Below are 14,119 nucleotides of genomic sequence, written 5' to 3'. Positions count from 1 at the left end.
CGGCACCGGCCGGACCGGCACGGAACACGACACCGGCCCCCGCCGGAGCGGGGGCCGGTGCGGGGCCGGACGGGTCAGTTGGCGACCAGGATGTGGAACGGCCGGTCCGAGGCGCCGCCGGTGGAGTTGCGGGTCTGCACGAAGACCGCGTTCGGGGTCAGCGTGCGGGGCGCGGCCGAGATCTCGCCGCCCGGCGGGACGTTCGCCGAGTCGTTCGTGCCGATGGACACGTGGTACGCCTTGGCGGACACGTTGTAGTCGAACAGCACCTGGTACTGCCCGGCGGTCACGCCCGGGCCGGGGGTGAACCGGAACGAGGACACCACGTTGCCGGAGTGCTGCAACAGCGTGCCGTTGGCCGCGACGACCGCCCAGGCGACCTGACCGGCGGCCGGTGGGGCCAGGGTGGCCCGCATGGCGGTGCGGGCGGCCTGCCGCTCGGCGGCGGTCACCGGCGGCTGCGTCGTGGAGTGCCGGGGGCCGGGCTGCGGCCTCGCCTCCGACTGGGCGGCCGCGGCGATTCCGCCGCCGGCCAGGGTGAGCGACAGCGCGGCGAGCGCCACCACCGTCGCCTTCCGCTTGAGGAATGTGGCCATGAGTTTCTCCCTTGGTAGACCGTGGTGATACGGCGACTGCGCGCGTCGAATTGCGGATCATCGGGTATCCGCCGGGAGCGCACCGCTCGCGAGCTGGCCTTACTACAGAGAGTCGCGACTTCTCAACCAGGTTGAACCTAGCACCGGAAAAAGTGGGCGGTCAATAGGTTCATTGCGTGTCCGGCCGATCCGAAAAGGTGCCAGAAAATTGTGAGGAACAATTCACGAAATTGTTTCGGGGGCATCGCGCCGCCCCTGATCCGGGTAGCCTGACCATCATGATCACCATGCCGGTCCTGCCCCGGGCGGGCACCCGGGGCGGGCGCCCGGCCACCGTCGCGTGCTGGCTCGCGGTCGCGCCGGTCGCCGCGTGGGCGCTGGTACGCCTGACCGGGCTGGAACGCGGCCCGCTGGTGCTGGCGATCGCGTTCACGCCGTACGTCGCCGCCGTGGCCCCGGTGGTGGCGGTGGCCGCGCTCGCCCTGCGGCGCCGCGCCCCGGCGGCGGTCGCGGCCCTCGCCGCGGTGGCGCTGATCGGCGCGGTGGTGCCCCGCGCGATTCCCGGCGACCGGCCCGCCGCGGACGGGCCGGTGCTGCGCCTGCTCACCGCCAACCTGCTCCTCGGCTCGGCCGACCCGGCGGCGCTGGTGGACCTGGTCCGGACCCGCCGGGTCGACGTGCTCACGGTGCAGGAACTCACCGTTACCTTTCAGTGGGCTCTAGCGAGCACACAGTTGGTAGTCCTGCCTTGCGGCAGGACGGTCCCGGTCTGACCGGCGGATGCCGTGCCGGGTTCACGCTTCACGGCCACCTGCCCGCGTGGGCGGGTCTTCTGGTCGGCTCCACGTGCTGCCACCGGGCCACTCCCGGTGGTGTCGAACTCAGCCGCCAAAGCGGCCAGATTGAGCGCGGCGTTGCGGTCGCGGTCGAGGACCAGACCGCACGCCTCGCAAACGTAGGTGCGCTCGGACAGGGCGAGCTTGGCTTTCACCGCGCCGCAGCCCGAGCAGGTCTTCGAGGACGGATACCAGCGGTCGGCCACCAGCAGCCGGCCACCGTTCCACGAAATCTTGTACGTCAACTGGCAGCGGATCTCCGCGAATCCGGCGTCGGCGATGTGCCGGGCCAGCCTGCGGTTACGCAGCATGCCTGCGACGTTGAGGTCTTCCACCACGATCGTGCCGTGCTCGCGGGCGAGGCGGGTGGTGAGCTTGTGCAGGCCGTCACGGCGCAGGTTCGTCACCCGGGCGTGGGCCCGGCCGAGCCGGGCCGCTGCTCGTTCCCACCGCTTCGACGCGCGGCGGCCAGTGCGCCGGTCCGGGCCGGTCTTGCGTGACAGCGCCCGGCCCAACGCGCGCATCCGATGCTGCGCGGCGACCAGGTGGCGCGGGTTGTCGACCAACTCGCCGGTGGACAGCACCGCAAGGTGCTTGATCCCGACGTCCACACCCACCACCGACTGCGGCCGGGCAGGGCGGTGTTCGGCCCGCTCGACCTCGACGGTGAACGCGACGTGCCAGCGTCCGCCATCCCGCCGCACGGTCGCGGACATGATCCGCGCCGTGCCCGTTTCGAGGCGGCGGGCGAGCTTACGGGCCGACTCGTGCAGCTTCAACCGGCCCAGGCGGGGCAGCACGACATGCATCCGGTCAGGCTCGACCCGGATCGCGCCGGTGGTGAATCGCACGGACGGTGTGGTGCGGCGGCGGGACCTGAACCTGGGGAAGCCGACCGGCCGCCCGGCGCGTGCGCCCTTGCGGGAGTCGGCCCAGTTCTTTAACCCGCGAGCGAGGGCGTCCAGCCCGGTGTTGAACGCCTCCTTCGACACCTCGCCCCACCACGGGGACACACCGGGTTTCGCGGCGTTCCACGCCTTGCGCAGCCCAGCGAGGGACCAGGACAGCGACGGCGTCAGCAGATCCTCGGGCACGCCGTAAGAGCGTTCGGCGGTCCGCTGGTCCATGACCGCCTTCACCCGGGCGAGTGCCCAGTTGTGCGCGACCCGGGCCGCCCCGGCATGGGCGAGCACGTCGCGTTCCTGGCCCGCAGTGAGGTCGAGGGCGAACCGGTACGCCTGGATCGTCTTCACGCCATACCGCTTTCGGTGGCGGCCTCGACCGCGCGGCGAGCACGGTTCGCGGCGGCACGGCGGCCGTACAGGCGGGCGCACAACGACGTCAGGATCTCGGTCACGTCCCGGACCAGGTCGTCATCAACCTCAGCCGGATCCACCACGAGCAGCCGACGGCCCTGCGCGGACAGGGCGGCCTCGACGTACTCGGCACCGAAACGGGCGAACCGGTCACGGTGCTCCACCACGATCGTCGACACGGCAGGGTCGCGCAACAGCGCGAGGAACTCCTTACGGTGCCCGTTCAGCGCGGACCCGACCTCGGTCACCACCCGGTCCACGCCAAGTCTCTACCCGGTGGCCCACACGGTGACCCGGGCGACCTGCCGGTCCAAGTCTGCCTTCTGATCTGCTGACGACACCCGGGCATACACCACGGTCTGCCCGGCCCCAGCCGACGTTGCGGTGACCGGCTCCCCGACCATGATCAGGCGCCCGATCCGGTAGGTGGGAACAGGCAGCGTCCCGGACTCGTACCGCCGTCGTGCCGTCGCGTACGAGATCCCGGTAGCCGCTGCCCATTCCTTCAAATTCACAGCGCTCACTATAGGCGACTACTGAACACTAATGACGACCGAAACGCCGGTAGTTGTTAACCCCGCCGCTGGCGGCCGAGCTGGACCGGCTCGGCCTGGCCACGCTGCTGCCGCATCGGGTGCTGACCCCCGAGGTCGGCTCGACCGGTTCCGGCGTGTACGCCCGGCACCCGCTGCGCGACACCGGCCGCCGGCCACCCCGGACGGCGGGCTGAGCGTGCTGGCCGGCGACTTCAACGCCACGCTCGACCACGCGGCGTTGCGGGCCCTGATCGCCACCGGTTACACCGACGCGGCGGACGTCACGGGAGCCGGGCTCGGCGGCACCTGGGGCCCGTACGACGGCGACCCCATCCCGCCGGTCACCATCGACCACGTGCTCGTCGACCGGCGCATCGCGGTGCGCTCCGCCGGCACCCACCCGGTGCCGGGCAGCGACCACCGCGCGCTGCTGGCCGAGCTGCGGCTGCCCGCCGGCTGAGTCAGGCCGCGCTCGCGTCCGCCACCCGGGCCCGGTCCAGTCCGTAGGTGAGCGCGTCGACCAGGGCGTGCCAGCTCGCCTCGACCACGTTCGGGTGCACGCCCACTGTGGTCCAGTCGCGGCCGGCGCCGGCGGTCTCCACCAGCACGCGCGTGACCGCGCCGGTGCCGTGGCTGCCCTCCAGGATGCGGACCTTGTAGTCGGCCAGCTCGAAGTCGCGCAGCTCCGGGTAGTGCCGGGCCAGGCCCACCCGCAGCGCCTCGTCCAGCGCGTTGACCGGGCCGTTGCCCTCGGCGGTGGCGATCACCCGCTCGCCGCGTACCCGGATCTTCACCGTCGCCTCGGAGACCACGGCGCCGTCCTCGCGGTGCTCGACGATCACGCGGTACGACTCCAGCGTGAACGGCCGGGCCGGCGCGGCATCAGGCAGCTCGGAGCGGACCAGCAGCTCGAACGAGGCGTCGGCGGCCTCGAACGACCAGCCGTCGGCCTCCAGCTCCTTGACCCGCCCGGTGACCCGGGACAGGGCGTCCGGATGGCCGGCCAGGTCCAGACCGAGCTCGCGGCTCTTGAGCTCGATGCTGGCCCGGCCGGCCATCTCGGTCACCAGGATCCGCATGTCGTTGCCCACCACGGCGGGTTCCACGTGGTTGTAGAGCAACGGGTCGACCTTGATCGCGCTCGCGTGCAGCCCCGCCTTGTGGGCGAAGGCGGCGGCCCCGACGTAGGCCTGGTGGGTGTCGGGGGCGATGTTGGCGATCTCGGAGATGGCGTGCGAGACCCGCACCATCTGTTCCAGGCAGCCCTCCGGTAGGACGGGCATGCCCAGCTTGAGCTGGAGGTTCGCGACGATCGCGAAGATGTCGGCGTTGCCGGGGCGCTCGCCGTACCCGTTGGCGGTGCCCTGCACGTGCCGGACGCCCGCCTCGACCGCGGCGATCGTGTTCGCGACCGCGCAGGCCGTGTCGTTCTGCGCGTGCATGCCGAGCCGTTCCCGCGCGATCCCGGTCCGTGCCACCAGGCTCTCGATCACGGCGACGACCTGGGAGGGCAGCATGCCGCCGTTGGTGTCGCAGAGCACGAACCGCTCGGCGCCGGCGGCCAGCGCGGTCTCCGCGACGGCGGAGGTGTAGCCGCTGTCGAACCGGAACCCGTCGAAGCAGTGCTCCCCGTCGACGAAGACACGCCGCCCCTGCGCCACGAGGTACGAGACGGTGTCGCGGATCATGGCGAGGTTCTCCTCGGCGGTGGTGCGCAGCGCCCGCTCCACGTGCCGCAGGTCCGCCTTGGCGACCAGGGCCACGGCCGGGGTCTGTGCGTCGAGCAGGCCGCGCACCTGCGGGTCGTCCTCGACCGCGAGGCCGGCCTTGCGGGTGGACCCGAAGGCGACCAGGATCGCGTGCCGCAGCTCCAGTTCGGTGCGGGCGCGGCGGAAGAACTCGGTGTCCTTGGGTACCGCGCCCGGCCAGCCGCCCTCGATGAAGCCGACTCCGAGGTCGTCCAGCAGGCGGGCCACCGCCAGCTTGTCGACCACCGAGTACGTGAGCCCTTCGCGCTGCGCGCCGTCGCGCAGCGTCGTGTCGTACACCTGGAACGTCATCGGAGTCCTCTTCTCGTGCCCTGGGGGAGCAAACAAAAAGACCCCCCGCGGATGCGGGAGGTCTGCGCGCTCGGCGAGGGAAGGGCCGGCGCGCTAGCTGCTAATGATCAGGACGAAGCTGGTCATGACCTGCACTCTGCCACTCCGCCCCCGGTTTTGGGAGACGAAACCCATATTCCGGGACGGCGGCCCGCCCGGTGATCGCCTTCACACCCGGGCACGCCCGCCACGAGCGCAAACGGGGCTACGGAAGAATCTTGAACAGATCCAGTTACTGGCCCGGCGGTGCTGCCGGGTCACGCTCAAGGAGGACCCGTGCTCACTGTCGGTGACCACTTCCCCGAGTACGAACTCACCGCCTGCGTGTCGCTCGACGCCGACAAGGCGTTCGAGACGATCAACCACAAGTCCCACGAGGGCCAGTGGCGCGTCGTGTTCTTCTGGCCGAAGGACTTCACCTTCGTCTGCCCGACCGAGATCGCCGAGTTCGGCCGCCTCAACGGCGAGTTCGCCGACCGGGACGCCCAGGTGCTCGGCGTCTCCGTCGACAACGAGTTCGTCCACTACGCCTGGCGCAAGGACCACCCGGACCTGCGCGAGCTGCCCTTCCCGATGCTCAGCGACATCAAGCGCGAGCTGACCGCCGCCTGCGGCGTGCTCGGCGCCGACGGTGTCGCGCAGCGGGCCACCTTCATCGTGGACCCGAACAACGAGATCCAGTTCGTCATGGTGACCGCCGGTTCGGTCGGCCGCAACGTCTCCGAGGTGCTGCGGGTGCTCGACGCGCTCCAGACCGACGAGCTGTGCCCGTGCAACTGGAACAAGGGTGCGGCGACGCTCGACGCCAACGCGCTCCTCGCCGGCGCCGGGGCCTGACCGTGGGCCTGGACGCGATCAAGGCGGGCCTGCCCGGGTACGCCAAGGACATCCGGCTCAACCTCGGCTCCACCATCACCACCTCGACGCTGAAGCCGGAGCAGGCGTGGGGAACCGCCCTGGCCTGCGCGGTGGCGGCCCGCAACCCGGTGGTGCTGCGGGAGATCGCCGCCGAGGCGGCCGGTCACCTCACGCCCGAGGCGGTCGAGGCGGCAAGGGGCGCGGCTGCGGTCATGGCGATGAACAACGTCTACTACCGGGCCAAGCACCTGATCGGCGACGAGCAGTACGCGTCGCTGCCGGCCCGGCTGCGGATGCAGATCATCGCCCGCCCCGGCGTGGAGAAGACCGACTTCGAGCTGTGGTGCCTCGCCGTCTCGGCGATCACCGGCTGCGGCGTCTGCCTGGAGTCGCACGAGAAGACGCTGCGCGCGGCCGGGTTCAGCCGTGAGCAGGTGCACGAGGGGCTGCGGATCGCCGCCGTCGTCCACGCCGCCGCGGTGACCCTGGACGCGGAGGCCGCACTGGCCTGATCCACCGGCCCGCGCGCGCCCGACCGGCACCGCGCGGGCCGACGACCCGAGGGGCCGGCGTCACCACCGTGGCGCCGGCCCTCCGGCGTCGGCGGGCCGCCCTTCGACGGGTTGGTGCCCGGCCAGGGTGGGTAACCCTCCCGACTGACGACGGCGCCGCGACGGCCGCGGCCCTGGAGGACGGGAGGCCGCACATGGACGGACTGGACCCGCGCGCCACGCACGGCGGCACCGAGCCGATCCTCGACGACGGCCGGGGCACGGTCGCCGGCGGCGCTCCCGGGGGCGCCTTCGACCCTTGGCGCTACCGGGACGAGGCAGGCGTCGCGAGCGCCGACCTGACCGGATACAAGGTCGAGGCCACCGACGGCGCCATCGGCAAGATCGACCGGGCGAGCCACGAGGTGGACGACAGCTACCTGGTCGTGGACACCGGGCCGTGGATCTTCGGCAAGAAGGTGATGCTCCCGGCCGGGACCGTCAACCACGTCGACCACGACGCCCGCACCGTGCACGTCGACCGGGAGAAGGACCAGATCAAGGCCGCCCCGGAGTACGACGAGTCCAGCCACGCCGACCCGGGTTACCGGGACCGGCTCGGCGGCTACTACGGCGAGAAGCACTCGGCGCTGCCGCCGGACGTACCGCCGCGCATCTGACACCTCGGCGACGGCCGGCGGGGACGTGCGAACGCCCCGCCGGCCGTTACCGTGTCAGCTGTGGACGCCCCGGAGAGCCCCTTCCCCGCCCTGTTCAACTTCCGCGACGTCGGCGGGTACCCCGCTCGCGACGGGCGCACCGTCCGCCGCGGCCGGCTCTACCGCTCCGACTCGCTGCACCGCATCGACGACACCGACCGGGCGGCGTTCACCGCGCTCGGCATCCGTACCGTCATCGACCTGCGCCGGCCGTCCGAGGTGGAACGCGACGGGCGGGTGCCCGACTACGACGGCCTGACCTACCGGCACATCCACCCCGAGCACGCCGACTGGGGCGCCAACCGGTTCGACTCCTCAAGCGTCAGCCTGGCCCGCTACCTGGCCGACCGCTACGCCGACCTGGCGCGTACCGGCACCGCCGGGCTCGCCGAGGCGGTCGGGCTGATCGCGGACAGCGCCAACGCTCCGGTGGTGGTGCACTGCGTCGCCGGCAAGGACCGCACCGGCATCGTCTGCGCGCTCACGCTGACCGTGCTCGGGGTGCCCGACGAGGACGTGGTCGCCGACTACGCGCTCAGCACCGCCGCGTCGCAGCGCTTCGCCGCCTGGGTACGCGCCACGCTGCCGGACGCGGAGGAACCGCCGCCGCCGTTCCTGGAATCACCGGCCGAGGCGATGGAGCTGTTCCTCGCCGAGCTGCGCACCGGCTACGGCTCGATCGAGGGATACCTGACCCACGCCGGCGTCACCGAGGCGCAGCTGGAGTCCCTCCGCACCCACCTCCTGGACTGATCCGGCCCCGTCCCGCCCCGCCCTGGCCCTGCCTGGCGGTGATCAAGGAGTTTGTGTCCTCGTCCACGCCGGAACCGGACGCAAACTCCTTGATCACCGCGGGAGGGCGTCAGAGGACTCGGGTGACCCAGCCGTGCGAGTCGGCGGCGCGGCCACGCTGGATGTCGACGAGCTTCTGCCGCAACGCCATGGTGGCCTGACCCGGCTCGCCGCCACCGATGAGGAACTCGCCGTCGGGGAAGCGCACGCCGCCGATCGGGGTGATCACCGCTGCGGTGCCGCAGGCGAACACCTCGCGCAGCCGCCCGCTCGCCGCGTCGGCCCGCCAGTCGTCGAAGCTGACCGGCGCCTCCCGCACCTCGTGCCCGGCCTCGGCGGCCAGCGTGAGGATCGCGTCACGGGTGATGCCCGGCAGGATCGTGCCGCCCAGCGGCGGGGTGACGATGCTGCCGTCGTCGTAGACGAAGAAGACGTTCATGCCGCCCAGCTCGTCGACGTACCGCCGCTGCACCGCGTCCAGGAACACCACCTGGTCGCAGCCGGCCTCGATCGCCTCGGCCTGGGCCGCCAGCGAGGCGGCGTAGTTGCCGCCGCACTTCGCCGCGCCGGTGCCGCCGGGCGCGGCCCGGGTGTAGTCCGGCGAGACCCACACCGTCACCGGCTTCACGCCGCCGGCGAAGTACGCACCGGCGGGCGAGGCGATCACGCAGTAGAGGTATTCGTTGGCCGGGCGGACCCCGAGGAAGACCTCGCTGGCGAACATGAACGGACGCAGGTAGAGGCTGGCGTCCTCGTGCTCGGGGATCCACGCCTGGTCGATCTCGACCAGCCGGCGCAGCGACTCCACGAACGTCTCCTCCGGCAGCTCCGGCATGGCCAGCCGGCGGGCCGACGCGTTGAACCGGGCCGCGTTGGCCTCCGGGCGGAACATCGTCACCGCGTCACCGGTGCGATACGCCTTCAGCCCCTCGAAGATCTCCTGCGCGTAGTGCAGCACCGCCGCGGCCGGGTCCATCGGGATCGGCGCCCGCGCCTCCAGGCGGGCGTCGTACCAGCCCTTGCCCTCGGCGTAGCGGATCGTGACCATGTGATCGGTGAAGACCCGGCCGAAGCCCGGGTTCGCCAGCAGGGCGGCCCGGTCGGCGGCGGTTACCGGCGCGGGATTCGGACGGATCTCGAAATCGAGCTTGTCACCACCGCTCATCGCGCTGACCTCCCTGCGGGTTCACGGCGCGCGGGATCGCACGCCGACGTCACTGGTGCCAGAAACTTACCCCGAACGGTCGTTCAGCGGATAGCTCCGCTCCGGCGGATGCGACGCGCCGGACGGTCGGGTGGGCCCGGTGACGGGTCTGGCGGCCCGGTACCGGGCCGCCAGGGAGGTCGGCCCGGTCAGGCTACGGAGAGCGCGGCGAGCCGGTCGCCGACCTCCTCGGTGCGCACCGGCGCGCCCGGCGTACGCCCGGCCAGCTCGGTGCCGACCGCGGCGGTGACCCGGGCGGCGGCGTCGGCGTGGCCGAGCTGGTCCAGCAGCAGCGCGGCGGACAGCACGGCGGCGACCGGGTCGGCGACGCCCTGGCCGGCGATGTCCGGCGCGGAACCGTGCACCGGCTCGAACATCGACGGGTAGCGCCCCTCGGGGTTGATGCAGCCGCTGGCCGCCAGCCCGATGCCACCGGTCACGGCGGCGGCGATGTCGGTGAGGATGTCGCCGAACAGGTTGTCGGTGACCACCACGTCGTACCGGGACGGGTTGGTCACCAGGAACATCGCGGCGGCGTCGACGTGCTGGTACTCGGTGGTCACGTCCGGGTGCTCGGCGGCCACCGCGGCGAAGGCGCGCGCCCAGAGCGACCCGGCGTGGGTGAGCACGTTCGTCTTGTGCACGAGCGTGACCTTGCGCCGCTCCCGGCGGCCGGCCCGGGCGAACGCGTCGCGGATCACCCGCTCGACGCCGTGCCGGGTGTTCAGGCTCTCCTCGGTGGCCACCTCGGCCGGGGTGTCCCGGTGCAGCGCGCCGCCGGCGCCCGCGTACAGCCCCTCGGTGCCCTCGCGGACCACCACGAGGTCGACCTCGCCGGGCTTGACCGCGGCGAGCGGACCGGCCACGCCGGGCCAGAGCCGGGACGGGCGCAGGTTGACGTACTGGTCGAAGGCGAACCGGAGCTTGAGCAGCAGACCGCGCTCCAGCACCCCCGGCGGCACGGTCGGGTCGCCCACCGCGCCGAGCAGGATGGCGTCGTGACCGGCCAGCTCGTCGAGGACGGAGCCGGGCAGCACCTCGCCGGTGCGGTGATAGCGCGCCGCGCCCAGGTCGTACTCGGTGGCCTCGATCCCGGGCACCACCGCGTCGAGGACCTTGCGGGCCTGCGCGACCACCTCGGGTCCGATGCCGTCACCGGCCACCACCGCGATGTGTGCCACCTGAGGCTCCTCGTCTCGTCGTCAGGCGCAACCGTACGTCGCCGTCCCGGCCTCCGGTACGAATCTTCCATAATCTGGGACGATGAATCACAGGAGGCTCCCAGCCGACATTCATGGCGCGGTCATCTCCACTGCTTAGGGTCGAGGTAACGGGTCGACGGGGGCCCGGAATCCGGCACCGCCGCGACGCAGCGGCGGCCACCGAGGGGGCAGGTGTCATGCGGATCGAGCACCGGCGGGCCCACTGGGCTGACGAACAGCCGCGTACCCGATGGGTCGACCAGTCCGCGTTCCGCCCGGCCCGGCCGGACCTGCACCTGGGCGCCACGAACCACCGCGTCGAGCGGTCCGGCGCCGCGGCGTCCGGCCGGATCAGCGTCCGGCACACAGTCGCCACCTCGACCGCCGACTACACGGTGCTGCTCAACGCACCGGAGTGGTTCGGCCACCGGGCGGTCAGCGAGGCGCTGCGCGACGCCGTCGCCGAGCTGCGCGCCGTCGACCTCACCTACGGCCCGAACCGGCCGGACAGCCTCGTCTCCCGGCTGCGCCGCGACGAGATCAGCCCCGACTCGTACCCCCCGCTGGCCGATCTGATCGACCTCTGCGCCGCGATGCGGGCGGCCACCGACGGCTGGTTCGACGCCTGGGCCGTGCCCGGCGGGTTCGACCCCGGCGGCCTGCTCGGCGGCTGGGCGGTGGAGCGGGCCGCGGCGCGGTTGCGCGCCGCCGGCATCCACGACTACGCCGTGCTCAGCGGCGCCGACCTGACGGTACGCGGACACGCGGCGCACGGCGGACCGTGGCGCGTCGCTGTGCACCACCCCACCGACACCCGCCGGACACCTGTGGTGCTGGAGATGACGACGGGCGCGGTCGGCACGTCCGGCGTCACCGGCCGGCGCGGGCACGTCATCGACCCGCACACCGGCGAGCCGACCGACCGGCTGGTGGCCGCCACCGTGCTCGGCCCGAACCTCGCGGTCGCCGACGCCTACGCCACCGCCCTGTACGCCGCCGGACCGGCCGGGCTGGCCTGGTTCCGCCACGACGCGGACTACCGCCCCCTGTTCGCGCACCACCGGCGCTGAGTCGCCCCCTGTTCGCGCACCACCGGCGCTGATCTGCGGCTCGGCGGGGAGCGCGATCGGCCCCCACGGTCTCGGCAACGACCGTGAGGGCCGGTCAGCGACGAGTGCGCGTGGCTCGCGCAATCGAGGGGTGCGGGCCGAGGGGCCGTGTGCCCGACCGCGCCACCCGAAGACGGGCCGGGGATCGACTCAGCGGAAACCGCATCGGTACGCTAGCGAATCGACGCAACTCGACGCAAGAGTCTCCACAGCGGACGCCGGGTGAACGATGTCGGCAATCAGCGGTGAACGCCCGGTGGGGCAGAGGTGACGGGCCGGGCCCGAGATGGCACGCTGTCCGCCGTGAGTTTCGATCTGAGCGTGTGGGCCCTGCCGAACGGGGCGGCACCGGAGCAGGTGCGGGCGGCGGTGCAGCAGTGCCGCGAGGGCCGGCACGGCGAGCAGCACCCCGACCCGCGACTCGTCGCCTTCTACCGGGCGATCACGGCGACCTACCCGGACCGCCCGGCCCGGCCCGGTACGCCGTGGGAGGTGGCGCCGCTGCACACGGCCGCCGACCACATCGAGATGAAGCTGCATCCGACCTGCCCGGACCAGGTTCTGCTGGACATCGAGCGGCTGGCGGGCGAGCACGACCTGATGCTCTTCGACGGCAGCTCGGTCTACCCGCCACCGGCCCGCGTCCGCTCCTGACCCACCGGGGACGGCGAAGGGCCCGGCCGAAACCGGCCGGGCCCCGATGTGTCCTGTCCGGACTACACGTCGCGCAGGTCGGCCGCGCTGGCCGCGACCGCACCGATCGAGTCGGCGGCGGAGGTGAGCAGGTCGGCGCCGAGCGCCTGGTCGACGGTGAGCGTCATCAGCGTCTCGCCCCCGGCCTCGCGGCGGGCCACCTGCATGGCGGCGATGTTGACGCCGGCCTCGCCGAGCAGCGTGCCGACGGTGCCGACCACGCCGGGCCGGTCGGCGTAGCGCAGGAAGAGCAGGATGCCCTCCGCGCCGATCTCCACGTCGAAACCGTCCACCTCGGTCAGCTTGAACACGTCGCGGGTGCCGGTGTGCGCCACGGTGCCGGAGACGCGGACGGTACGCCCGTCCGGCAGCGCCCCGCGCACCGTCACCAGGTTCGGGTGGTCGACGGTCTCGCCCGGCGTGGCGAGCGTGACCTCGACGCCCCGCTCGGCGGCCAGGTGCGGCGCGTTGACGTAGGTGACCTGCTCCTCGACCACGGAACTGAACAGCCCCTTGGTCGCGGCGAGCTTGAGCACCGACACGTCGTGGGCGGCGATCTCGCCCCGCACCTCGACGGTGACGCTGGCGGCCACCCCGCCGGCCAGGGCGGTGAACGCCCGGCCCAGCCGCTCGGCCAGCGGCAGCAGCGGACGGACGTCCTCGGCGACCACACCGCCGGCCTGCACGTTCACCGCGTCCGGGACGAACTCGCCCTGGAGCGCCAGCTTGACGCTCTTGGCCACCGCGAGACCGGCCTTGTCCTGCGCCTCGTTGGTGGAGGCGCCCAGGTGCGGGGTGGCCACCACGTTGTCGAAGGCGAACAGCGGCGAGGAGGTGCACGGCTCCTTGGCGTACACGTCGACGCCGGCGCCGGCGACCCGGCCCTCCGCGATCGCGTCGGCGAGCGCCTGCTCGTCGACCAGGCCGCCGCGGGCGGCGTTGACGATCCGGACGCCCGGCTTGACGATCGCCAGCTCCTTCTCGCCGATCAGGCCGACCGTCTCCGGCGTCTTCGGCAGGTGGATCGAGATGAAGTCGCTCTCCCGCAGCAGCTCCTCCAGCCCGACCAGGCGGACGCCGAGCTGCGCGGCACGGGCCGGCTGGATGTACGGGTCGTACGCGATCAGCCGGGTGCCGAACGCGGCGATGCGGGACGCGAAGAGCACGCCGATGCGGCCGAGGCCGACCACGCCCACGGTCTTGCCCTGGATCTCCACGCCGGTGTACTTGGACCGCTTCCACTCGCCGGCCTTGAGCGCGGCGCTGGCGCTGGCGGTGTTGCGAGCCACGGCCAGCAGCAGCGCGACGGCCTGCTCGGCGGCGGAGACGATGTTCGAGGTGGGCGCGTTGACGACCATGACGCCCCGGGCGGTGGCGGCCGGCACCTCGACGTTGTCCAGGCCGACGCCGGCCCGGGCGACCACCTTCAGCCGCGGCGCGGCGGCGATCGCCTCGGCGTCGATCTGGGTGGCGCTGCGTACGATCACCGCGTCGGCCTCGGAGAGTGCGGAGAGCAGAGCGGGGCGGTCGGTGCCGTCCACGTGGCGCACGTCGAAGTCGTGCGCGAGCACCTCGATGGCGGCGGGGGCGAGTTCTTCGGCGATCAGTACGACAGGATTCATCGGTCCTCGTAGACGCTCGGTAATGGTTCGGCCTGGGACGCCGGGG

At 72.6% G+C, this 14,119-nt stretch carries 12 protein-coding genes and 3 pseudogenes; 8 read left to right on the top strand and 7 right to left on the bottom strand.

The annotated features are described in order from the left end of the window. Window positions 1-74: 74 nt before the first annotated feature. A complete protein-coding gene (locus KSK32_RS19130; RefSeq protein ID WP_216932440.1) occupies window positions 75-596 on the bottom strand; it encodes a hypothetical protein in 522 nt (173 codons plus the stop codon). Between the two features lie 287 nt (window positions 597-883). On the opposite strand from KSK32_RS19130, the pseudogene KSK32_RS19125 reads away from it, so the two are divergent. Further along, window positions 884-1,297, top strand: a pseudogene (locus KSK32_RS19125) (endonuclease/exonuclease/phosphatase family protein); the annotation flags it as partial. A gap of 8 nt (window positions 1,298-1,305) precedes the next feature. On the opposite strand, the gene tnpB reads toward KSK32_RS19125, so the two are convergent. Further along, window positions 1,306-2,685 (bottom strand): IS607 family element RNA-guided endonuclease TnpB, encoded by a 1,380-nt coding sequence (gene tnpB / locus KSK32_RS19120; protein WP_216932439.1) that lies wholly within the window; start codon window positions 2,683-2,685, stop codon window positions 1,306-1,308. Continuing rightward, window positions 2,682-3,263: pseudogene (locus tag KSK32_RS19115) on the bottom strand (IS607 family transposase). Before KSK32_RS19115 ends, tnpB begins: the two are co-directional and overlap by 4 nt. A 59-nt stretch (window positions 3,264-3,322) precedes the next feature. On the opposite strand from KSK32_RS19115, the pseudogene KSK32_RS19110 reads away from it, so the two are divergent. After that, window positions 3,323-3,744: pseudogene (locus tag KSK32_RS19110) on the top strand (endonuclease/exonuclease/phosphatase family protein); the annotation flags it as partial. A 1-nt stretch (window position 3,745) separates the two neighbouring features. Here KSK32_RS19110 and cimA read toward each other — a convergent pair. Beyond that, the gene (gene cimA / locus KSK32_RS19105) at window positions 3,746-5,344 is read right to left on the bottom strand and encodes a citramalate synthase (protein WP_216932438.1); all 1,599 of its coding nucleotides are present in this window, start codon (window positions 5,342-5,344) and stop codon (window positions 3,746-3,748) included. A 315-nt stretch (window positions 5,345-5,659) separates the two neighbouring features. Between cimA and KSK32_RS19100 the strand changes: the two genes are divergently transcribed. From KSK32_RS19100 to KSK32_RS19085, 4 genes are all read left to right on the top strand, one after another. Beyond that, a complete protein-coding gene (locus KSK32_RS19100; RefSeq protein WP_216932437.1) occupies window positions 5,660-6,220 on the top strand; it encodes a peroxiredoxin in 561 nt (186 codons plus the stop codon). Between the two features lie 2 nt (window positions 6,221-6,222). Beyond that, a complete protein-coding gene (locus tag KSK32_RS19095; RefSeq protein ID WP_216932436.1) occupies window positions 6,223-6,753 on the top strand; it encodes a carboxymuconolactone decarboxylase family protein in 531 nt (176 codons plus the stop codon). A gap of 194 nt (window positions 6,754-6,947) precedes the next feature. Further along, entirely contained in the window at window positions 6,948-7,412 is a 465-nt protein-coding gene (locus KSK32_RS19090; protein ID WP_216932435.1) for a PRC-barrel domain containing protein, read from the top strand. 51 nt (window positions 7,413-7,463) lie between these two features. Then, window positions 7,464-8,204 (top strand): tyrosine-protein phosphatase, encoded by a 741-nt coding sequence (locus KSK32_RS19085; RefSeq protein ID WP_216932434.1) that lies wholly within the window; start codon window positions 7,464-7,466, stop codon window positions 8,202-8,204. A 109-nt stretch (window positions 8,205-8,313) separates the two neighbouring features. Here the strand turns inward: KSK32_RS19085 and KSK32_RS19080 are convergent, their stop codons facing one another. Both KSK32_RS19080 and KSK32_RS19075 read right to left on the bottom strand, forming a co-directional pair. Then, window positions 8,314-9,408: a branched-chain amino acid aminotransferase gene (locus KSK32_RS19080; protein ID WP_216932433.1), complete on the bottom strand. Its 1,095-nt coding sequence runs from the start codon at window positions 9,406-9,408 to the stop codon at window positions 8,314-8,316. Between the two features lie 188 nt (window positions 9,409-9,596). Then, complete coding sequence (locus KSK32_RS19075) at window positions 9,597-10,628, bottom strand: 3-isopropylmalate dehydrogenase (RefSeq protein ID WP_216932432.1); 1,032 nt, start codon at window positions 10,626-10,628, stop codon at window positions 9,597-9,599. Window positions 10,629-10,846: 218 nt separating this feature from the next. On the opposite strand from KSK32_RS19075, the gene KSK32_RS19070 reads away from it, so the two are divergent. Together KSK32_RS19070 and KSK32_RS19065 are read left to right on the top strand one after the other, a co-directional pair. Further along, window positions 10,847-11,719, top strand: a complete 873-nt coding sequence (locus KSK32_RS19070) for an FAD:protein FMN transferase (RefSeq protein ID WP_216932431.1) — start codon at window positions 10,847-10,849, stop codon at window positions 11,717-11,719. A 342-nt stretch (window positions 11,720-12,061) separates the two neighbouring features. Beyond that, window positions 12,062-12,412: a hypothetical protein gene (locus KSK32_RS19065; RefSeq protein ID WP_216932430.1), complete on the top strand. Its 351-nt coding sequence runs from the start codon at window positions 12,062-12,064 to the stop codon at window positions 12,410-12,412. Between the two features lie 62 nt (window positions 12,413-12,474). On the opposite strand, the gene serA is transcribed toward KSK32_RS19065, so the two are convergent. Further along, window positions 12,475-14,073, bottom strand: a complete 1,599-nt coding sequence (gene serA, locus KSK32_RS19060) for a phosphoglycerate dehydrogenase (RefSeq protein WP_091046870.1) — start codon at window positions 14,071-14,073, stop codon at window positions 12,475-12,477. Between the last annotated feature and the right edge of the window lie 46 nt (window positions 14,074-14,119).

This window comes from Micromonospora sp. WMMB482 (assembly GCF_019038635.1).
GTDB lineage: Bacteria > Actinomycetota > Actinomycetes > Mycobacteriales > Micromonosporaceae > Micromonospora > Micromonospora marina.
This window is presented reverse-complemented; position numbering and strand designations above follow the sequence as displayed.